At 65.8% G+C, this 21380-nt stretch carries 18 protein-coding genes; 14 read left to right on the forward strand and 4 right to left on the reverse strand.

Translation table 11 applies throughout. The annotated features are described in order from the left end of the window. Window positions 1–37: 37 nt before the first annotated feature. Window positions 38–1102, reverse strand: coding sequence for an ATP-binding protein (locus tag ACODS1_RS09360; RefSeq protein ID WP_489085421.1), 1065 nt, complete (start codon window positions 1100–1102; stop codon window positions 38–40). Continuing rightward, the gene (locus ACODS1_RS09365) at window positions 1099–1833 is read right to left on the reverse strand and encodes a response regulator (RefSeq protein ID WP_489085422.1); all 735 of its coding nucleotides are present in this window, start codon (window positions 1831–1833) and stop codon (window positions 1099–1101) included. Before ACODS1_RS09365 ends, ACODS1_RS09360 begins: the two co-directional genes overlap by 4 nt. Before the next feature lie 160 nt (window positions 1834–1993). On the opposite strand from ACODS1_RS09365, the gene ACODS1_RS09370 reads away from it, so the two are divergent. Genes ACODS1_RS09370 through ACODS1_RS09385 form a run of 4 tightly spaced genes read left to right on the forward strand, consistent with a single transcriptional unit; the run spans window position 1994 to window position 9276 of the window. Next, window positions 1994–3157, forward strand: a complete 1164-nt coding sequence (locus ACODS1_RS09370; RefSeq protein ID WP_489085423.1) for an efflux RND transporter periplasmic adaptor subunit — start codon at window positions 1994–1996, stop codon at window positions 3155–3157. 16 nt (window positions 3158–3173) lie between these two features. Beyond that, entirely contained in the window at window positions 3174–6314 is a 3141-nt protein-coding gene (locus tag ACODS1_RS09375) for a multidrug efflux RND transporter permease subunit (protein ID WP_489085424.1), read from the forward strand. 2 nt (window positions 6315–6316) lie between these two features. Next, window positions 6317–7771: an efflux transporter outer membrane subunit gene (locus ACODS1_RS09380; RefSeq protein WP_489085425.1), complete on the forward strand. Its 1455-nt coding sequence runs from the start codon at window positions 6317–6319 to the stop codon at window positions 7769–7771. Between the two features lie 2 nt (window positions 7772–7773). Beyond that, window positions 7774–9276 carry an MFS transporter gene (locus tag ACODS1_RS09385; protein ID WP_489085426.1) on the forward strand — a complete coding sequence of 501 codons (1503 nt, stop codon included), beginning with the start codon at window positions 7774–7776 and terminating at the stop codon, window positions 9274–9276. Window positions 9277–9282: 6 nt separating this feature from the next. Here ACODS1_RS09385 and ACODS1_RS09390 read toward each other — a convergent pair whose 3' ends face one another. Continuing rightward, complete coding sequence (locus ACODS1_RS09390; RefSeq protein WP_489085427.1) at window positions 9283–10032, reverse strand: IclR family transcriptional regulator; 750 nt, start codon at window positions 10030–10032, stop codon at window positions 9283–9285. A 212-nt stretch (window positions 10033–10244) separates the two neighbouring features. Between ACODS1_RS09390 and ACODS1_RS09395 the strand changes: the two genes are divergently transcribed. From ACODS1_RS09395 to ACODS1_RS09440, 10 genes are all read left to right on the forward strand, one after another. Then, entirely contained in the window at window positions 10245–11795 is a 1551-nt protein-coding gene (locus ACODS1_RS09395) for an acetolactate synthase large subunit (protein ID WP_489085428.1), read from the forward strand. A gap of 4 nt (window positions 11796–11799) precedes the next feature. Continuing rightward, complete coding sequence (locus ACODS1_RS09400) at window positions 11800–13290, forward strand: aldehyde dehydrogenase family protein (protein WP_489085429.1); 1491 nt, start codon at window positions 11800–11802, stop codon at window positions 13288–13290. Between the two features lie 24 nt (window positions 13291–13314). After that, window positions 13315–14109, forward strand: a complete 795-nt coding sequence (locus ACODS1_RS09405; protein WP_489085430.1) for an SDR family NAD(P)-dependent oxidoreductase — start codon at window positions 13315–13317, stop codon at window positions 14107–14109. A 13-nt stretch (window positions 14110–14122) separates the two neighbouring features. Then, the gene (locus ACODS1_RS09410) at window positions 14123–15163 is read left to right on the forward strand and encodes a glycosyl hydrolase (RefSeq protein WP_489085431.1); all 1041 of its coding nucleotides are present in this window, start codon (window positions 14123–14125) and stop codon (window positions 15161–15163) included. Between the two features lie 11 nt (window positions 15164–15174). Continuing rightward, window positions 15175–15624, forward strand: a complete 450-nt coding sequence (locus ACODS1_RS09415) for a VOC family protein (RefSeq protein WP_489085432.1) — start codon at window positions 15175–15177, stop codon at window positions 15622–15624. A gap of 10 nt (window positions 15625–15634) precedes the next feature. Then, window positions 15635–16237, forward strand: coding sequence for an amino acid synthesis family protein (locus tag ACODS1_RS09420; RefSeq protein ID WP_489085433.1), 603 nt, complete (start codon window positions 15635–15637; stop codon window positions 16235–16237). A 14-nt stretch (window positions 16238–16251) separates the two neighbouring features. After that, window positions 16252–17100 (forward strand): alpha/beta fold hydrolase, encoded by an 849-nt coding sequence (locus ACODS1_RS09425; protein WP_489085434.1) that lies wholly within the window; start codon window positions 16252–16254, stop codon window positions 17098–17100. An 18-nt stretch (window positions 17101–17118) separates the two neighbouring features. After that, on the forward strand, window positions 17119–18723 hold the full coding sequence (locus tag ACODS1_RS09430; RefSeq protein ID WP_489085435.1) for a bifunctional 3-(3-hydroxy-phenyl)propionate/3-hydroxycinnamic acid hydroxylase: 1605 nt from the start codon (window positions 17119–17121) through the stop codon (window positions 18721–18723). Further along, window positions 18720–19460: a 2-keto-4-pentenoate hydratase gene (locus tag ACODS1_RS09435; RefSeq protein WP_489085436.1), complete on the forward strand. Its 741-nt coding sequence runs from the start codon at window positions 18720–18722 to the stop codon at window positions 19458–19460. Before ACODS1_RS09430 ends, ACODS1_RS09435 begins: the two co-directional genes overlap by 4 nt. Window positions 19461–19534: 74 nt before the next feature. Next, the gene (locus ACODS1_RS09440; protein ID WP_489085437.1) at window positions 19535–20485 is read left to right on the forward strand and encodes a helix-turn-helix domain-containing protein; all 951 of its coding nucleotides are present in this window, start codon (window positions 19535–19537) and stop codon (window positions 20483–20485) included. Between the two features lie 4 nt (window positions 20486–20489). Here the strand turns inward: ACODS1_RS09440 and ACODS1_RS09445 are convergent, their stop codons facing one another. Further along, the gene (locus ACODS1_RS09445; RefSeq protein ID WP_489085438.1) at window positions 20490–21269 is read right to left on the reverse strand and encodes an IclR family transcriptional regulator; all 780 of its coding nucleotides are present in this window, start codon (window positions 21267–21269) and stop codon (window positions 20490–20492) included. Window positions 21270–21380 lie beyond the last annotated feature (111 nt).

Here is a 21380-nt window from a genome sequence, read left to right on the forward strand (position 1 = left end):
AGTCGCGTGTCACGCAGCCGCCTTCGGGCGGCTGTTTTTATGGTCGCAGCGGCCAGCTCAAGACGAAGCGGCTGCCACCGTTCGCTGACGCCTTGCAGTACGCCTGCCCGCCATGGGCTTCGGCGATGGCCTTGACCACTGCCAGGCCCAGGCCACTGCCGCCGCTCTTGCGCGAGCGCGACGGGTCGCCACGGCGGAAGGCATCGAAGATATCGGTGGCCAGGGCGCTGTCGATGCCGGGGCCGTCATCTTCCACGCTCAACTGGCACTCGCCGCCGGCCTGCTCCAGGCGCACTCGCAGATTGCCCGGATCGGCATGACGCAGGGCGTTTTCCAGTAGTGCCATCAGCGCCTGGCGGATGCGCACGGCGTCGCATTCCACCTCCAGCTTGGCGTCCAGTTCCCGGTGCAGGGCAAAGCCTCTCTCCGCCAGTGGCGTGGCGAAGGCCTGCAGTACGGTGCCCAGCTCATCGGCGAGGCGGACGCTGACCCGCTGCACCTCCAGATGGCCACTGTCATTGAGGCTCAGCACGCGCAGATCCTCGATCAGACAACTGAGGCCTTCCACCTGGCGCAGCAGACCTTCGAACAGCTCGCTGCTGGGGCTGAACACGCCTTCGGCCAGGCCCTGCAGACGGCCGCGCAGGATGGTCACCGGGGTGCGCAATTCGTGGGCGATGGCGGCGTTCCAGAACTCGCGTTCGCGGGTCATGCCCTGCAGGCGTTCGGCCATCGCATTGAAGTCGCGCACCAGTTGCGCAGTTTCGCCCATGGCCTGTTCGTCCAGGGGAGCGCGCGCGTCGAGCTTGCCCTGGGCGACTTCGCGCAGGCTGTGCGCCACCGAGTTCAACGGAGTGATCAGGCGCCGTGACAGGCGAATGGCAACGAACACAGACAGCGCCAGTGCCGCGGCGATGGTGCAGCCGATCCAGAGCATCTCCACCCGCGAAGGCATCCAGGTTTCGGAGATGCTGCCCGGCAGGTAGGCCATCGCGATCGCGTAGAACACATAGGAACCGAACACCGCGATGAAGATGATGCCCAGCGCCATCACCGCCAGGGACTGAATGAATTGCCGGCGCAGGCCCGGAGTCGGCTTCATGGCTCGGCGCCGAAGCGATAACCCACGCCCCAGACGCTGGCGGGTACGCCCTGGATATCGAGGGCTTCGAGTTTTTTGCGCAACTTGCTGACGTGGCTGTCCACGGTGCGTTCGAGCGTATCGCCTTCGGGCAGGCAACTCTCCAGCAGTTCGGCGCGGCTGAATGCTCGTTTCGGTGCGCGCATCAGGCAGGCCAGCAGCTTGAATTCGGTCAGGGTCAGATCCAGCGTCTGCGTCTGGCCATCACGAAGTACGCTGGCCTCATGGCTGTCCAGGTCGATCTGGAAAGCGCCGACGCGCAGCACCTGCGTGGCGGTCGGTGCACTCGCTCGTGTGCGCCGCAGTACGGCCTGTACCCGCGCTACCACTTCGGCTGGATTGAAGGGTTTGACCACGTAGTCGTCGGCGCCCAGGCGCAGCCCCATCAGCTTGTCGATGTCCTGGTCGAGGGCGGTGAGCATGATCACCGGGGTATCGCCACGGGAACGGATTTCGCTGAGCACCTTCCAGCCATCGAGCACAGGCATCTGCACGTCGAGCAGCAGCAGATCCGGCTTGAGCGATTGGTGCAGTGCCAGGGCCTGCTGACCGTCGCTGGCGTGCTGGGTGCGCAGGCCGCTGCGTTGCAGGTAGGCGATGAGGATGTCGGCGATCTCGGCTTCGTCCTCGGCGATCAGCACCAGTGCCGGAGCGGAGGAGGCGGAGCTGGTGCGTGCGTGGGGATCGAACATGGGCAGGCTCGCAGACGATGGCGCTGAATGTTATCGCGGCCTCCATGCTTTCTCCACAAAGCCTCGAATCATTCGCAATAGCCTCGCTTCAGACTGCCGCTTCGATCAGTTCCCGGCCTGCATCAGGTGTCGGGCTGCAGTGTTCAGTGAGGAGTGGGTTATGGGCAGCAAACAACGGCATCTGGGCAGTGTGCTCGCAGTGCTTGCCGTGTTGGGACTGGCAGGTTGTGATGCGCCGCAGCAGGAGGCACAGCCGGAACCCGTGCAGGTGTCGGTCATGACGCTGACACCGCAGACCCTGGAGGTCAGTGAGGATTTGCCTGCTCGTGTCGCGGCGTTCAGAACCGCCGAGATTCGTCCGCAGGTCGGCGGTATCGTGCAGCGCCGGCTGTTCGAGCAAGGTGCCGACATCCAGGCTGGCGCTGCGCTGTTCGAGATCGATGCCGCGCCGTTCAAGGCCGAGGTGCAAAACGCGGCGGCCGCCCTCAAGCGTGCCCAGGCCGTGCTGGCCCGCGCGCGCATCCAGGTCGAGCGCCTGCAACCGCTGGTGAGCGCCGAAGCGGTCAGCCAACAGACTTTTGATGACGCCGCCTCCCAGCGCGAGCAGGCCGCCGCCGACGTCGCCCAGGCCGAGGCGACGCTGGCGCGCAAGCGTCTGGATCTGAAGTACGCCACCGTCAGCGCACCGATTTCCGGTCGTGTCGACCAGGCGCAGGTCTCCGAAGGTGCCCTGGTCTCGACCACCGACACCACGCCCATGGCCACCGTGCAGCAGATCGATCAGGTGTATGTCGACGTGCGCGAGTCGGCCACCAGTCTGGAACGCTGGCGCCATGCCCTGGGCAACCGGCTGGCCCCTGGCGCCGACGGCGTGCCCGTGCAGATCCTCGACAGCAGCGGCAAGGCCTATGGGCTGAGCGGCAGGATCCTGTTCTCCGGCATCAGCGTGGATGCCGGCACCGGCAACGTGTTGCTGCGTGTACAGGTCGACAACCCCAACCGCCAGCTGCTGCCCGGCATGTACGTGCTGGCGCGGGTGCCGCGGGCACACTACACCGATGCCCTGAGTGTGCCGCAACAGGCGGTGTTGCGCCGTGACGGCCAGGCCAGCGTATGGATTCTGGGCGAAGGCGAGCAGGTGCAGCGCGTGTCGGTCGAGCTTGGTGAGCTGGTGGGGCGTCGTTATCGCATCGTCAGCGGCCTCAGCGCCGGCCAGCGGGTAGTGATCGAAGGCCTCGATCGGCTGGCCGAGGGCGCGCCGGTCAAGGCGCGGCTGTGGCAAGCCGGCACCGCGAGCGAGCTGGCCAGCTCGTCCGCGCGCTGATCGGGAGAAAACTCAAATGCCACAGTTCTTCATCAACCGTCCGGTGTTCGCCTGGGTGATCGCCCTGTTCATCGTGCTGTTAGGCTCAATCGCCATTCCCCAACTGCCGATCGCCCGCTACCCCTCGGTGGCGCCGCCGTCGGTAGCGCTGTACGCCACCTACCCAGGCGCTACGCCCAAGACCCTCAACGATTCGGTGGTCAGCCTGGTCGAACGCGAGCTGTCCGGGGTCAAGAACCTGCTGTACTTCGAGTCCTCGGTGGACACCTCGGGTAGCGCGCAGATCACCGCCACCTTCAAGCCGGGCACCGATCCCGAACTGGCCCAGGTGGACGTGCAGAACCGCATCAAGGCGGTCGAATCGCGGCTGCCCCAGGTGGTGCGCCAGAGCGGTCTGCAGGTGGAATCCGCCGCCTCGGGCTTTCTGATGATGATCGGCATGACCTCGCCGGACGGCCAGTTCGACGAGGTCATGCTGGGCGACTACCTGGCGCGCAATATCGTGCCGGAGCTGCGCCGCATCGAGGGCGTCGGCCGCGTGCAGTTGTTCGGCGCCGAGCAGGCGCTGCGCATCTGGGTCGACCCCAGCAAGCTGAACGCCTTCGGCCTGACCATAGGGGATCTGTCCCAAGCCATCGAGCAGCAGAACGCGCAGATTGCCCCCGGTCGGCTCGGTGATGAGCCGGCATTGCCGGGGCAGCGGCTGGCCGTGCCGCTGACCGTCGAAGGCCAGCTGGAAACGCCCGAGCAATTCGCCGCAGTGGTGCTGCGCGCCAGCGCCGACGGCTCGCGGGTGACCATCGGCGACGTGGCGCGGGTCGAGCTGGGCGCGCAGTCCTACGGATTTTCCAACCGCGAGAACGGTGTGTCGGCGACCAGCGCGGCGATCCAGCTGTCGCCGGGTGCCAACGCCGTGCGCACGGCTCAGGCTGTGCGTGACCGGCTCGCTGAGCTGGCGCCGAGCATGCCCACCGGCATGAGTTATTCGGTGCCGTTCGACACCGCGCCGTTCGTGAAGGTGTCCATCGAGAAGGTGATCTACACCCTGGTCGAGGCCATGGTGCTGGTGTTCCTGGTGATGTTCCTGTTCCTGCAGAACATGCGCTACACACTGATTCCGGCCATCGTCGCGCCGATTGCGCTGCTCGGCACCTTTGCGGTGATGCTGGTGGCCGGCTTCTCGATCAACTCGCTGACCATGTTCGGCATGGTGCTGGCCATCGGCATCATCGTCGACGATGCCATCGTGGTGGTCGAAAACGTCGAGCGCCTGATGGCCACCCGCGGCCTGTCGCCGTGCGAGGCGACCCTGCAGGCGATGAAGGAGATTACCGGCGCGGTGATCGGCATCACCCTGGTGCTCACCGCGGTGTTCATTCCCATGGCCTTCGCCAGCGGCTCGGTGGGGGTGATCTACCAGCAGTTCACCCTGTCGATGGCGGTGTCGATCCTGTTCTCGGCGTTCCTGGCCCTGACCCTGACGCCGGCGCTGTGCGCCACGCTGTTGCGACCGGTGAGTGCCGATCACCATGAGAAACGCGGTTTCTTCGGCGCCTTCAACCGCGGCTTCGAGCGGCTGACCGAGCGCTACACCGGACGTGTCAGCCGGCTGGTCGGGCGCAGCGGAAGTATGATGGTGGTGTTCATGCTGCTCTGCGGCGTGCTGGCCGCCGCCGGTCAGCAGTTGCCATCGTCGTTCCTGCCGGAAGAGGATCAGGGCTATTTCATGACCTCCATCCAGTTGCCGACGGGCGCCACCAGCGAACGCACCCTGGATGTGGTCAAGCGCTTCGAGGCCCACGTGGCCACACGTCCGGCGCTGGACACCAACCTGGTGGTGCAGGGCTTCAGCTTCTCTGGTTCCGGCACCAACGCAGCCATGGCCTTCACCATGCTCAAGGACTGGGATCAGCGCCACGGCGCCACTGCCGCCGAGGAGGCGACGCTGGCCCAGGAGGCCATGGCCGATAACGTGGAAGGCACGGTGATGAGCCTGATGCCGCCGGCCATCGACGAGCTGGGTACCTCGTCGGGCTTCACGCTATTTCTGCAGGATCGTGGCAACCGTGGCGAAGCCGAGTTGCTCAAGGCCCAGGCGCAGCTGCTGGAGCTGGCCGGACAGAGCAAGGTGGTCAGCGACGTTTATCCCGATGGTCTGCCGCCGGGCGAGAGCATTCGCCTGAACATCGACCGCCAGAAGGCCGAGGCCATGGGCCTGTCGTTCGCGGCGGTGAGCAGCACGCTGTCAGCGGCCATGGGCTCGCAGTACGTCAACGACTTCCCCAATGCCGGGCGCATGCAGCAGGTGATTCTGCAGGCCGACGCCCCGGCGCGCATGCAGCTCGACGATGTGCTCAATCTGCGCGTGCGCAACACCAGCGGCGGCATGGTGCCGCTGCGCGAAGTGGTGACGCCGGTGTGGAGCGAGTCGCCGCAGCAGATGATGCGCTTCCAGGGCTTCCCGGCGGTACGCATTGCCGGCGGTGCGGCGCCTGGCGTTTCCAGCGGCGCGGCAATGGCCGAGATGGAACGCCTGGTCACCGAGTTGCCTCAGGGCTATGCGGTGGCCTGGACGGGCCAATCACTGCAGGAGCGCCAGTCGGCGGCCCAGGCACCGATGCTCATGGTGCTCTCGGCGCTGGTGGTGTTCCTGGTGCTGGCGGCGTTGTACGAGAGCTGGTCGATTCCGTTGTCGGTGATGCTGGTGGTGCCCCTCGGTCTACTCGGCGCGGTGGCGGCGGTGATGCTGCGCGGCCTGCCCAACGACGTGTTCTTCAAGGTGGGGATGATCACCATCATCGGCCTGTCGGCGAAGAACGCCATCCTGATCGTCGAGTTCGCCCGTCAGCTGCATGGCGAAGGTCGCTCGCTGGTGGACGCCGCGGTGACCGCCGCGCGACTGCGCCTGCGCCCGATTCTGATGACCTCGCTGGCCTTCACCCTGGGGGTGGTGCCGTTGATGCTCGCCGCCGGCGCCAGCGCCGAGACCCAGCACGCCATCGGCACCGGCGTGTTCGGCGGCATGCTCAGCGGCACCCTGCTGGCGGTGTTCTTCGTGCCGTCGTTCTTCGTGTTCGTGATGGGGCTGCAGGAACGCTTCCAGGCTTGGCGCGCACAGCGCACCGCCGCAGTGCCGCAGCCTGGTGAGGAGCAATGATCATGCGTTGTTTTCTGGTAGTCGCCCTGGTCACCGGTTTGTCGGCCTGTTCCATGACGCCCGAACTGGAGCGCCCGGCGCCGCCGGTGCCGGCCAGCTTTCCAGAGGCTGCTGCGCTGCAGGGCGCCGCCGTTCCTGCCAGCGAAATGGGCTGGCGCACGATGTTCGCCGACCCGCAGTTGCAGCGCCTGATCGAGCTGGCCCTGGCGCACAACCGCGATCTGCGTCTGGCGGCATTGAACGTCGACGCTGCGCGCGCGATGTTCAACATCCAGCAGTCCACCCGTCTGCCGTCGGTGTCCCTGGATGCCAGCCGCACCCGCGAGCGCGCCCTGGCGCAGGGCAACAGCGGTGAGTCGCGACGCGAGGTGAGCAACCAGGTCACCGTGAATGTCGGCGTCAGCGCCTTCGAGCTGGATTTGTTCGGTCGCGTGCGCTCACTTTCAGATGCGGCGCTGGCCCGTTACCTGGCCAGCGAGCAGGGCCGCGATGCGGCGCAGATCAGCCTGATCGGGGCGGTGGCCGACGCCTACTTCGCTCGCCAGCTGGCCGACGAGCAGCGTCAGCTGGCGCAGCGCACCCTCAAGGACTGGCAGCAGTCTCTGAAGCTTGCGCGCCTGCTGCAGGACGCCAAGCAGAACAGCGGCCTGGATGTCGCCCAGGCCGAAGGTCAGGTGGCCAGTGCCGAGGCCGATCTGCAGGCGCGCCAGCGGGCCTATGTCCAGGCCGGCAATGCCCTGCAGTTGCTGGTCGGTGAAGCGCTGCCGGCTGACTTGCCCGCGGTGCGGGAACTCGCCCGGCAACCGCTGGTGGCGCGGCTGCCGGCTGGCCTGCAGTCGGACATGCTGCTGGTGCGTCCGGACATTCGCCAGGCCGAACAGACCCTCAGTGCCGCCAATGCCGATATCGGCGCGGCGCGGGCGGCGTTCTTCCCGCAGGTGTCGCTGACCGCCTCGTTCGGCTATGCCAGCACCTCGCTGGGCAGCCTGTTCGACCCGAGCCGCCAGGTGTGGCGCTTCGCCCCGCAGATCTCCCAACCGTTGTTCCAGGCCGGGCGGCTGCGCGCCGAACTGCGCCTGGCCAAGGTACGCAAGTCCGAGGCGGTGGTTCAGTACGAGCGCGCCATTCAGGTTGCCTTCCGCGAAGTGGCCGATGCCCTGGCGGGCGCGGCCACCCTGGATGGGCAGATCGAGGCGCAAACCCGTGTGGTGGCCAGCGCCCAGCGCCGGATGGCGCTGTCCGGCCTGCGCTATCAGGCCGGCGTCGATGGTCGCCTGGAGCTGCTCGACGCCCAGCGTGGGTTGTACGCCGCCCAGCAGAGCCTGCTGGAGCTGCGCCGCGACGCAGCGGTCAATAGCGTGGCCTTGTACAAGGCGCTGGGCGGCGGCCTGCGTGAACGTACTATCATCACCGCCGCGAACGACCCCGTGGCCAACGCCGATCATCGAGAGCAGTAGTCATGTTGCGTGCCGTACCCAAACGCTGGTTGATTCTCGTCGCCGTGATGCTGGCCTTCATGCCCATCGTCATCGACATGACCATCCTGCATATCGCCGTGCCGTCGCTGACCCAGGCGCTCGGCGCCACGAGCACGGAGATCCTGTGGATCATCGACATCTACCCGCTGCTGATGGCCGGCCTGTTGGTGCCCATGGGCACCCTGGCCGACCGGGTGGGCAACCGGCGAATTCTGCTCGCCGGGCTCGGCGTGTTCGGCGTGGCGTCGACGCTGGCAGCCTTCGCACCCACACCGACTCTGCTGATCGCCGCACGAATACTGCTGGCCCTTGGCGGATCGATGATCATGCCCTGCGTGCTGGGCATCATCCGCCGTACCTTCGAGGATGAACGCGAACGGGCCATGGCGCTCGGCCTGTGGGGCACCGTTGGCGCCGCTGGCGCAGCGGTGGGGCCGCTGGTGGGCGGCGCGCTGCTCGAGCATTTCTGGTGGGGCTCGGTGTTTCTGATCAACGTGCCGGTGATGGCGGTGGTGATTCCGGTGGCCTTCGCACTGCTGCCCCGCGTCGAGGAGACCACGCCGGGCAAATGGGCCATCGGCCAGGCGCTGATCCTGATCGCCGGCATCATCAGCGTGGTCTACGCCCTCAAGGCCGGCGTCGGCGGTACCCAGCCGCTGCCGGTGGCCCTGCTGGTGCTGCTCGTCGGCTTGGCGTTGCTGACCCTATTTACCCGCCAGCAGTTGCGCTCGGCCGAGCCGATGCTCGATCTGTCGCTGTTCGGCCGCCCGGTGCTGCTGGCCGGGCTGATCATGGCGGTGGTCGCGATCGGTGCCCTGGCTGGCGTGGAGCTGACCCTGGCGATGGAGCTGCAGTACGTGCTCGACAAGTCACCGCTTGAGGCCGGCATCTTCATGATTCCGATCATGGCCGCGGCGGCGGTCGGCGGGCCGCTGGCCGGCTACCTGTCCAACCGCTTCGGCCTGCGGGCGGTGGCCAGCCTGTCGCTGCTGGTTTCCGCAGGCGCCCTGGGTTTCGTGGCGTTCGCCGATCTGCATGAGCCGGGCGTCAGCGTGCCGGTGGTGCTCGCCGTGCTGGGGCTGGCGCTGAGCATCGGCCTGACCGCCTCGTCCATCGCCATCATGGGCGCGGTGGAGGCCAGCAAGGGTGGTGCGGCGGGCGCTTTGGAGGCGACCGCCTACGAGTTGGGCACCGGGCTGGGGATCACCTTTTTCGGCGTATTCATGAGCAGCGTGTTTCGCTACAGCATTGTGCTCGACCCCGAATTGGCTGCGCCGCTGGCTGAACGTGCGGCACGTTCCATCGGTGACAGTTATCTGGTCGCCAGGGATTTGGCCGAGCCGCAGGCTCAAGCCCTGATCGAGGCCGCGAAGACTGCCTTCTCGGCCACCCACTCGATCTTGCTGCTGAGCTCTGCAGCCATGGTCGGCGTGCTCGCGGTGGTGGTGTTCTTCATGCTGAGCAAGTACCTGGCGCGCCGCTAGGCGTCTTCAGGGCATCTGCATATTGCTCGCGATACGTTGCGTGGTCTGTATCACCAGGTCGATTACCCGTTCCTGGCGCAGCAGCTTGAAGGTGTCGCTACTGCCTACCGCCGAGACGCTGCCAACCACTTCCTTACCATCCGTGAGCATGATCGGCGCGGCGATGCCGGTGAGCCCCAGGTTCAGTTCGTCATGGGTGATGCAGTAGCCATCCTTGCGGATCTTCTTCGCTGCGCGAGCGAACTCCGACCAGCTGCGGCTGCTGTAGGGGTTGTTGGGATCCTTGGAGATTTGCTCCTCGAACAGCTTCAGCAGGCGCCGGCCCTTCTGGTAGGCCACCAGCACCTTCGATTGCGCGCCGCGAAACAGCGGCAGGGGATGACCACGCCCGAAGGAGAAGTGGTACTGCTCATTGGGGTCGGTGATGTAGGTGTTGATGATGTGGCCGTCGTAGAAAACGCTGGCGAACACCGCCAGACCGGTTTCCTCGGCCAGGCGCTGCATGGGTTCGCGGCCAGCGATGAGGATGGGGTCGTACTGCCGCATCATCCAGTCCAGCTCGATGATGCGTGGGCCCAGGGCGTAGCTGCCGGCGCCGACGCGGCTCAGTAGACCGGCTTCGCAGAGATCCTTGACGTAGCGGTAGACCGTGGCGCGCGACAGCCCCATGCGCTCGGCGATGGTTTCCGGATCCAGCTGCAGTTGCTGTGGGCCGAACAGGTCCAGTACCCCCAGGGTCTTGCTCAAGCTGCTCATGATGTTCCTTCCGGGTTCGGCCCGTGTATGAGGGGCTGGTGGACGCGTGCCTCGAAGCATAGCTGGGAAATGGATTGTTTTTCGAGCGCATTTTTTGGCTTAAAAATCTCATTTATCTCGTATTTTGAGCTTTTTGCAAAAAAACACTTGTTGGTATTGCAGTGCGATGCAATAAATCTCGCATTCGTCAACGCATGCCATGGGATCGTCAAATGAATGGTGCCGAACTCCTGATCGAAGCCGCTGCCGCCAGCGGGGTCGAATACTGCTTCGCCAACCCGGGAACCACCGAGATTCCGCTGGTGGCCGCTATCGCCAAGCATCCTGCGCTGAAACTCAAGCCTGTGCTGTCGCTGTTCGAGGGGGTATGCACCGGCGCCGCTGATGGTTACGGACGCATCGCTGGCAAGCCGGCCATGACCCTGACCCACCTCGGCCCAGGCTTTGCCAACGGCATGGCCAACCTGCACAACGCCCGCCGTGCCAATACCCCCATCGTCAACGTGATCGGCGATCACGCCTCCTGGCATGTCAACTACGACCCGCCTCTGGCCAGCGATATCGAAGCCATGGCCGGCGCGGTATCCGGCTGGGTGCGCACCTCGCGTAGCGCCGAGCGTATCGGCGAGGATTTCCAGAGCGCCGTGCAGGCTGCCTGGCAGCCGCGCGGGCAGATCGCCAGCCTGATCCTGCCGATGGATCTGCAGGCCAACCAGGTGTCGGCGGGTGCTGCGCACTTCGCGCCGCTGCTGGCGCCGGTTCGTCGCCTGGCCGGTGACAAGGTCGAGCAGGTGGTGGCCGCCCTCAAGGCCGGCAAGCGCCTGGTGTTCATCGTCGGTGACAGCGGTTTGACGGCCGAGGGCCTGGAGGCCGCTGGCCGCCTCGCCCACCTTCCGGGTGTGCGGCTGTTCGCCGAAACCTTCCCGCGGGTCAGCCATCGCGGTGGTGGCCTGCCGGATCTCGACCGCCTGCCGTACTTCCCGGAAGTGGCCATCGAAATTCTCGACCAGTACGACCTGGTGGTGTGCGCTGGCGTGCCGGAGCCGATCAGCTACTTCGGCTACGAAGGCATCGCCTCGCGCCTGGCCGAGCGTGACCGCCTGTTGTCGCTGGCCGAGGTCGGTGACGACGTGATCGGTGCCACCAACGCGGTGGCCGACGCCCTGCAGGCGCCGGCCCATATCCCCACGCCGCAAGGCATCGAGCTGCCGCCCGCCGATGAGGCGCTGTCACCGCAGTCCGTTGGCAAGGTACTGTCGGCGGCCCTGACTCACGACTGCATCGTCTCCATCGAAGGCGGCACCTGCGGTTATCCCTTCTTCACTGCCTCGGCCGGCGCGGCGCGTCATCGCGTGCTGACCAACACTGGCGGCGCCATCGGTCAGGGCATTCCGGCCGGCTTCGGCGCGGCCCTGGCCGAGCGCGGCAACACGGTGTTCTGCCTGCAGTCGGACGGCAGCGCCCAATACACCATCCAGACCCTGTGGAGCATTGCCCGCGAGCAACTGCCGGTGATCATCCTGATCGCTGCTAACCACCGTTACGCGATCTTGCAGAACGAGCTGCGTCGCTTCGGCGTCACCGAATTCGGCCCGCAGGCGCTGGCGCTGACCGAGCTGGATCGCCCACGCGTGGATTGGAAGGCCCTGGCCAAGGGTTACGGCGTACCGGCCAGCAGCGTGCGCACCAATGCCGAACTGCAGCAGGCGCTGGCCCGCGCCATCGCCTCTGCAGCCCCCTGCCTGATCGAAATGGAGCTGTAAGACCATGAGCGATATCGAACTGTTGCCTGCGGTACGTGAATTTCTCGCCGCGCCGCGTCGCCTGTTCATCGGCGGTTCCTGGCAGGACGCTGCCCTCGGCCAGACCTTCGCCGTAGAGAACCCGGCCAATGAGCAGGTGCTGTGCGAGGTCGCCGACGCCTCGGAAGCCGACGTCAACGCAGCCGTGGCGGCAGCCCGTGCTGCCTTCGAGGGGCCCTGGCGGCGCGAGACACCGGCCCGCCGAGGCCTGTTGATGATGCGCCTGGCCGATCTGATGGAAGCGCACGCCGAAGAGCTGGCGCAACTGATTACCCTGGAGAACGGCAAGCCCATCGCCAACGCCCGGGGCGAGGCGGCCAGCGCCGCCAACATCATCCGTTACTTCGCCGGTTGGCCGACCAAGATCGAGGGCAGCACCATACCCGTGTCGCCAGCCAGCGGCGCGCCGATGCTCAACTACACCCTGCGCGAGCCGGTGGGTGTATGTGCGCTGATCGTGCCGTGGAACTTCCCCCTGACCATGTGTGTATGGAAGCTCGGCCCGGTGCTGGCCACCGGCTGCACCGCCGTGCTCAAACCCGCCGAGCAGACCCCGCTGGTAGCCGTGCGCCTGGTGCAACTGATCGAGCAGGCGGGCATTCCCGCCGGCGTGGTCAACCTGCTCACCGGCTTCGGTGCGCGCACCGGCGCACCGCTGGCCCAGCATGCGGACGTGGACAAGATCGCCTTCACCGGCTCGACCCAGGTCGGCCGGCTGATCGCCCAGGCTGCCACCGGCAACATGAAGAAGGTGTCGCTGGAACTGGGTGGCAAGTCGCCGAACATCATCCTCCCCGACGCCGACATCGCTCGCGCCGCCAAGGGTGCCGCCGACGGCATCTTCTACAACCAGGGCCAGGTGTGCACTGCCGCCTCACGCCTGTACGTGCACGAAAGCGTACTCGATCAGGTGCTCGCCGAGCTGCGCCGGCATGCCACTTCCTACGTGCTCGGTTCCGGCCTGAATCCGGCGAGCAGCATGGGGCCGCTGGTTTCCGGACGGCAACTGGGCACGGTCAGCGGCTACCTGCAACGCGGCCAGGCCGAAGGTGCCGAGCTGATCTGCGGCGGCAAGCGCCCCGAGCACCTGGACAAGGGCCACTTCATCGAACCGACCGTGTTCCTCGACCGCGCCGAAAACGCCTGCGTGGCCCGTGAGGAAATCTTCGGCCCGGTGGTGACGGTTATGAGCTGGTCGGACACCGACGAGCTGGTCAGCCGCGCCAACGATTCGCCCTTCGGCCTGGCTGCCGGCCTGTGGACGCGTGACCTGCGCGCGGCCCACCGCCTGGCTGCCGAACTCAAGGCCGGTTCGGTGTGGATCAACTGCTGGAACGTGGTCGACCCGGCCTCGCCCTTCGGTGGTTACAAACAATCCGGCTGGGGCCGGGAAATGAGCAAGCACGTGATCGACGCCTACACCGAGACCAAGAGTGTCTTCGTCGATCTCGCCTGACCTGACAAAACAAGAGGATCAATCATGGATCTGCAACTCAAAGACCGCGTAGCCATCGTCACCGGCGGCGGCATGGGCATCGGTAAGGAAGTGGCACGTTTTCTGTCCCAGGAAGGCTGCAAGGTGGTGATCTGTGCGCGGCGCATGGAGTACCTCAAGCAGGCTGCCGAGGAGATCAGCGCCGAGACCGGCAACGAAGTGCTGCCGCTGTTCTGCGACACCAACGAGATGAGCGCGGTGTCCGAGATGGTCGCCGAGACCCAGCGTCACTTCGGCCGCATCGACATCCTGGTCAACGGTGCTGCCGCGCCGTCCGGCGTGGTGCGCAACGACATCGAGCACGCCGGTGACGACGAGCTGCTGTCGGATCTGAACACCAAGGTGATCGGCTACTTCCGCTGCGCCAAGGCAGTGACCCCGCACATGAAGGCCGCCGGCTTCGGTCGCATCATCAACATCGGTGGCCTGACCGGCCGCGGCAGCAAGGTGCTGTCGGGCATGCGCAACCTGGCCATCGCGCACATGACCAAGACCCTGTCCGACCAGCTCGGCCCGGACGGCATCACCGTCAACCTGATTCACCCCGGTGTGGTCGACACCCCGCACATCCAGGAGCTGTACGAGCGTGAAGGCGTCAAGCAGGGCAAGACCCCGCAGCAGGTCGAGCAGGGTTACATCGACGCCACGCCGATCCGCCGCACCCTGCAACCCATCGAGATGGGTTGGCTGATCGGTTTTCTCGCATCGCCCAAGGCCGGCGCCATCACTGGCGAGTCGATCGGCATCGACGGCGGCCTGACTCGCGGCATCTTCATCTGAGGAGCAAGCAGCTATGAGCAACGGAACCTTTCTGGTCGCCACCGTTGGCCAGGCCATCATCCGCAGTGCCGACAACGGCGCCACCTGGCACCGCCAGGGCCTCGGCCAGCCGCTGGAATTCGATGCCATCACCCGCTCGCTGAGCCTCGACCCGCAGCGCCCGGAAGTGATTTACGCCGGCGCCGATATCGGCCTGATCGTCAGCCATGACGTGGGCAGCCATTGGCAACTGGTGGACTCGCCGTTCAACGGGCAGACGGTGTGGAAGGTTGCGGTCGATCCGCAGGATCCGCAGCGCATTTTCGTCGGCACCGGTGCGCCGTCGCGTGCAGTGCTGTGGCGCACCCTCGACGCTGGGCAGAGCTGGTACCGCGTGCCAGTGGAAATTCCCGAGTTCTGCGCCGGGGTGAGCAAGCCGCGCCTGCTGGCCTTCGCCTACGACCCGAGCGACCGCAATCAGGTCTGGTTCGGCCTGGAGGAGGGCGGGCTGTTCCATAGCCGCGATGGTGGCGACAGCTTCACCCGTGTCGATGACCGCCTGCTGTGGGATTACAACTCGGACATCCACAACATCCTGGTGATGCCCAACCACGGCAAGAAGATCATCGTGGTGGTGTGCGTCAACGCCATCTACCGCAGTGAGGACGAAGGCCAGACCTGGAGCGGGCAACTGGCCAAGGACGACTTCGGCCTGTACTACGTGCGTGCCATGAACGCGCCGCTGGGCAGCGAGGACACCGTCTACCTGAGCATTTCCGACGGCACGCCGGGCACCACCAGCAAGATTCTCGTCTCGCGCGATGCCGCCGCGACCTGGGAAGTGCTGCCTCTGCCGCAACAGCCCAACTCCTGCGTCTGGGCCATCGGCATCAACCCGAGCAACCCACGGCAGATCATCGCCGGCACCAAGTACGGCCATCTGTTCACCTCGGACAACGGCGGTGACGGCTGGCTCAAGCAGTGGCGCGACTTCAGCGAGATCGCCGACGTGCTGTGGACGCCAGCGGTCGCGCAGATCAAGCCGGCGCATACCTCTGTCACCAGCAAGAAGTGAGGAGAAGCGCGATGAAAGTCGAGGTCGTGCGTACCCATCTGTCCCTGTTCGTCAGCGATCCGGATGCTTCCGCGCGCTGGTATGCCGATGTGCTCGGCATGCACGAGAGTGCCCGTGGCGAGGCCTGGGTGATGATGGCTTTCGGCAGCAAGCACCACGATATCGCCCTGATCAAGGCCGCTCCCGGCGCCCACCATGGTGGCCTGGGCCTGCAGCACTACGGGCTGGAGATCGCCGGCGACATGACCACCCTGCGCCAGCTCTACGGCATGTTGCTGAGCAAGGGCGTCGAGGTGGTGAAGATCACCGACCATGAAATCGGCAACGGCCTGTACTTCAACGACCCGGACGCGAACCGTCTGGAATTCTTCCTCGAGACCGATCATGACGACGAACGCGCCAAGGCTCGTTTCAAGGCTGCCTGCGCACCCAGTCGCAATATCACCCTCGACCCTCTTTAAGGACACGACCATGAAAGCGAGCAACTTTGCCAGCTACCACATCCGCAAGTGGTACAGCTTCACCGAGGAAACCCTGGCCAACGAGACCGGGCAACTGGCCGACGGTGAGCCGCTGTTCAAGTACGTCATCGCCGCCGCCGTGCACAACCCCTACGCCGGGCGTTTCAGCCAGGATTTGAGTCAGTTGATCGACGACTCGCCAGATCTCGGCGAGGAGTTCGGCCGGCGCATCCGCGAGCTGGCTGGCGAGCGCCAGATCCTCAGTTACGGCAAGGCCTGCCTGGTGGGCGCCAACGGCGAGTACGAACACGGCAATGCCTTCCTCACCAATCCGGCGGCCGACCCGGTGCGCGTGGCCCTGGGTGGTGGCAAATCATGGGTGCCGTCCACCGGCAAGCGCGGCGCGCCGGGCTGCACCATCGACGTGCCGCTGGCGCACAAGGATGCGCTCTATGTGCGCGCCCAGTACGACACCATTTCGGTGACCTTCGGCGACGGCCCGGCCCCGGACGAAGTGATCATCATCTGGGCGTTCGCCACCCGTGGTCGCCTGCATGCGCGTCTGGGCGGCCTGCAGGCCAGCGATATCAAGGGCGATAACGGCCTGACCTGATCCGGAGTTTTGCGATGACCGTGCACAGCCAGTTCTTCAACAACCGCAGCGGGTTGCGTCTGCATGTCCTGCGCTGGGGCAACCCAGAGGGTACGCCGCTGATCCTGCTGCACGGTCTGCGCGCCTACGCGCAGACCTGGGAGCCCCTGGCGCAGGCGCTGGGCGATGAGTTCTGCTGCTATGCCCTGGATCAGCGTGGACGCGGCCTGAGCGACTGGGCCGAGAGCAGCAGCTATCACACCCAGTCCTACGTGCACGACCTGGAAGACCTGGTTGCGCACCTGGGCCTGCAGCGTTTCGCCCTGGTCGGCCATTCACTCGGTGGCGCCAATGCGCTGGAGTATGCGCGGCAGCATCCGGGACGCTTGCTGGCGCTGGTGATCGAAGACATCGGCCCCGGTTCGTCGAACGTTGGCGAGGGCGCCGAGCGCATCCGCCGCGAGATGCGCCAGACGCCGCTGCTGTTTGCCGACTGGGACGCGGCGCGGGCGTTCTGGGTCAAGTCGCGGCCTGGGCTTTCCGAGCAGGGGTTGCAGTCGCGTCTGGCCCACTCCATGCAGGAGACCGCGCAAGGCATCGTCTGGCGGCATGACCAGCAGGGCATCGCCGAGGCGCGCCTGAGCATCGAGCCGGTCGACCTGTGGCCGGCCGTGCGTGCACTGGATTGCCCGACGTTATTCGTCCGTGGCGGCAATTCGGACTTTCTGCCGCCAGCGACCCTGGCGGCGATGCAGGAACACAACAGCAACATCCGCACGGTGGAGATCGCCGACGCGAGCCATTACGTGCACGATGACCAGAGCGATGCATTCAACCGCAGCGTTGCCGGTTATCTTCGGCAAATGACCAAGCCATCAGAATAAGAAACGGGTGAGCGAAAGATGAAACGGGAAACTACCCAGGTCGTGATAGTCGGTGGCGGCCCCAATGGCATCACTGCAGCGCATTACATGGGCCTTTACGGCATCGATTGCGTGGTGCTGGAACTGGCCCAGGGCATCCTGCCATACCCGCGTGCGGTGGGCATGGACGACGAGGCCCTGCGCGTGCTGCAGACCGTCGGCGTGGCCGAGCGCGCACACCGCGACATGATCGCCAATGTGCCGCTGCGCTATTACAACGCACGCGGTGTGTGCTTCGCCGAGGTCAAACCGAGCGTCGCCGACTATGGCTGGCCGATGCGCAACATCTTCATGCAGCAGTTGCTCGAAGGCACCCTGCGCGAGGAGCTGCTGCGCCACGAGGGCGTCGACCTGCGCGAAGGCCACGAGATGCAGACGCTGGAGCAGGACGACGAAGGTGTCACCCTGCAGGTGCGCGATGCCGATGGCGAAGCCTACGAACTGCGCGCGCGCTACGTGATCGGCGCCGACGGTGGCCGTTCCTGCGTACGCAAGCAATTGGGCATTCCCCTGGTCGGCTTGACCCACCCGCGCAAATGGGTGGTCGTCGATGCCGCCAACGACACCCTGGATGCGCCTTACACCGCCCTGCATGCCGACCCGCAGCGACCGTTCGTGTGCATTTACCTGCCGTACCGCCAACGCCGCTGGGAGTTCATGCTCCTCGAAGGTGAAAGCGAGGAGGCCATGTGCGAGGAGGGCAACATCCGCCGCCTGATCCGTGGCCATATCGGCGAGGCCGTGGATCAGCTGGAAATCGTCCGCATCCGTGCCTACACCCACAACTCGCGGGTGGCCGAGCGTTTCGTCAGCGGTCGCGTCGCGCTGATCGGCGATGCCGCGCACATCACCCCGCCGTGGGCCGGCCAGGGCCTCAACTCCGGCCTGCGTGACGTCGCCAATCTGTGCTGGAAGCTGGCAGCAGTGCTCAAGGGCCGCGCCAAGCCGTCGATCATCGACAGCTACGACGTCGAGCGACGTGGCCATGCCACCGACCTGATCGGTCTGGCCGACAACATGGGCGCGGTGCTGGGCATGACCAACCCGCTGGTGGCAGGGGTGCGTGACTGGCTGTTCCAGGCGGTGAATACCGTCGACAACCTGCGTTCGCACCTGGTGGAGTTCAAGTTCAAACCCAAGGCGACCCTGACCAAGGGCCTGGTGCATCACGAGCGCCCCGATGTCAGCGAGGGGGATCTGGTCGGTCAGTTGTTCATCCAGCCGGACGTCGAGAACGCCGACGGCCAGCGCCAGCGCTTCGACGAAGTGCTCGGCCCCTGGTACGCGGTGATCGGCTATCGCTGCAATCCGCTGGAGCAGGTCGGTGCCGAGATGCAGGCCTATTGGCAGGGGCTGGAAACCCGCTTCATCCAGGTCAACCGCTCGCGCAGCGGCGCACGCAACCAGCCGCTGAGCAGCGAGGGCGTGATCAGCGTGGAAGACGTCGATAACCGCCTGGGCGACTGGTTCTCCAAGGCCCGCGACCGCATCGTGGTGGTGCGCCCGGATCGCTTCATCGCTGCCATCACCACGCCGGAACGGCTCAACGAGGTGCTGGGCAAATTGGCCCGGCAACTGTCATGAGTGCCCTGAGCGAACTGCCTGCCGCGCTGCGCCAGGCGCTGCAGCAGGCTCGGCCACTGCCCAAGCTGGAACAGTCGCTGTCGCTGGAGCAGGGCTACCGGCTGCAAGGCGAAGCGTTAGCGCAAGCTGGTATGGCCCTCGGGGGGTGGAAGGTGGCGCTGAGTGGTGCTCCAGCCCAGGCGCGCCTGGGCCTGAGTGAGCCTGTATATGGTTGGTTGAGCGCCGACATGCAGCGCGAGCCCGGCAGCCTGCTGCCGCTGGCGCAGCTCATTGCGCCCAAGCTGGAGGTGGAAGTGGCTTTCGAACTGGGCCGCGACATCGTCCCCGGTGAGCATGACGACGCCAGCCTGCTGGCTGCCGTGAGCCGTATGGCTGCTGCCTTCGAGGTTGCCGACTGCCGCTGGCAGGGTTGGAGCTTCGACATCGGCGCCTTCCTTGCCGACGATTCTGCGGCGGCGCTGTATTGTCTCGGCCCCTGGCAGGCGTTCGACGCTCAGGCCTGCCGCCGCATCGAATGTGATCTGGTGCATGACGGCGCCTTGCTCGGCAGCGCCAAGGCCGGCGAGATTCCCGAGCAGAATCTGCTCTGGCTGCTGCGCCGGTTGTTGGCCGACGGTCAGCCGCTGCTCGCTGGGCAGGTGGTTCTCTCCGGCGCGCTGCTGGCGCCGGTGGATGTGCACAAGGGCCATTACAGGGTGCAGATGATGGGAGTAGAGTTGGTTCTACGCTTCGAATAACTAAGCTAAGAAAGCGCGTAGCGGTTCAGGGATGAGGGTTTCCTGGCGGTGAATTGCGCAGAGAGGCGATGGTCATGTTCCGCGAGATCCGTTCCTTTTCCGACCCGCAGCAGCATGCCAGCTCCTTGCTGGGCTGGCAGCAGGTCTACGACCAGCAGAGCTGCGGGAGCTTTTCCAGTGAGTTGCGTCAGGTGACTGCTGACCACTTCCAGATATTCCAGGAAAGCCTGGACAAGCGCATCGTGCAGTATGGGCGTTCGCCCAAGGGGCGTTTGTGCATCGCCCTGCTGATGAGTGCCGACCGTTCGCCGCTGGTGCTGGGGCAGAAGGTCGGCGCACACAACGTGGTGCTGCTGCGCGATGGCGAGGAATTCCTCCTGCATTCACCGGAGGGCCTTTGCTTTCTCGGTGCCAACGTCGACCTGGTGCGCTTCGCCAAGCTGGCCGCGCTGGAGTTGTCCTCGGACAAGCTCGAACTGCTCAAGTCGATGCCGCAGCTGTCGCTCGCCGAGCCGGTGCTGCAGCGCGTCCGCCAGCGCATCTATCCGGTCTTCGAGTGCCTGTTGCAGCGCCGCGAACCGGTCAACGCCGCGGTCGAGAAGATGCTCGAAGACACCCTGCTCGATGCCTTTCTCGACCTGTTCAGCCATGCCTGCGAAGAGGGCCGCGACCGCCGTGGCAGTGCGGCGGTATGCGCCTATCTGGTCAAGCGCAGCCAGGAACTGGCGATGGAGGCGGGGGGCGACTCACCGATCAGCATCATCGACCTGTGCGAACGACTGCGCGTCAGCCGCCGTACCCTGCAGAACAGTTTCCAGGTGATCACCGGCACGCGGCCGGTGGAGTACCTGCGCAACCTGCGCTTGAACGCCGTGCGCCGGCGTCTGATCGAGACCTCGGCAAGCGAGTTCAAGGTCGGGGAAGTGGCGGCGCAATTGGGCTTCTACCACCTCAGCCATTTTGCCAGCCACTATCGTGCGCTGTTCGGCGAATACCCATCGGAAACCCGCCGCGCCGAATACTGAAGCCTCAGCGGCCGAGCTTGGCGCCTAGTTCGGCGGAAATGGCGTCCGCGCACTGTTGCAGGCTTTCGCGGTAGCGTTCACGCGCCACGGGGCTGTCCATCACCGCTTCCGGGCCGGAGAGGTTGATCGCCGCCACCACGTCGCCACGGTGGTCGCGCACGGCGCAGGCGATGGCGGTGGAGTAGTCGGAGCGGTGCATCACCCAGCCCCGCTCGCGGTCGCGTTCGAGCAGTTGTTGCAGCTCGGGCAGGGTCTTCGGTGCGGGCGGTGGGTAGTCGTCCAGGCGCACGTGCTGGTAGAGCGTGTCCAGCGCCATGGGCGTCAGGCCGCTGAGCAGCATGCGGCCCATGGCCGTGCAGTGGCAGGGGATGCGCGTGCCGATGGGGATGTTCACCGACAGCCGCTGGGCAGCGAAGGCGCGGCCGATGTAGAGACTCTCGGTCTGCTCACGGATGGACAGGTGGCACGACAGCGAGGTGCGGTCGCGCAGGGCATTGAGGTGCGGCATGGCGATGTCCACCAGGTCGCGGCTGGCCAGGTAGGCGAAGCCATCGCAGAGCACCTGCGGGCCCAGCTCGTAGCTGTTCTTGCCTAGCTTGCGCAGGTAGCCCATGTCGGTGAGTGTGACCAATATGCGGTAGATGGCCGAGACGCTGACGCCGAGCCGCTCGGCGATGGTGTTGCTGCTCAGGCTGCGCTCGCTGGCGTTGAACATCTGCAGGATGCTCAGGCCGCGCTGCAGCGCGGGGACGCGGTAGTCCAGCTCGTCTTCTTGGATGCTCATGATGCTGCCCTCGTGGCTGTGTTGCCCTCTCCCCCAGCCCCTCTCCCATTAATGGGAGAGGGGAGCTAACAGGCTGTTGAAAAACTACCTGCGTTGGCAATACTGCGTTAA

This window comes from Pseudomonas sp. FG29 (assembly GCF_057809355.1).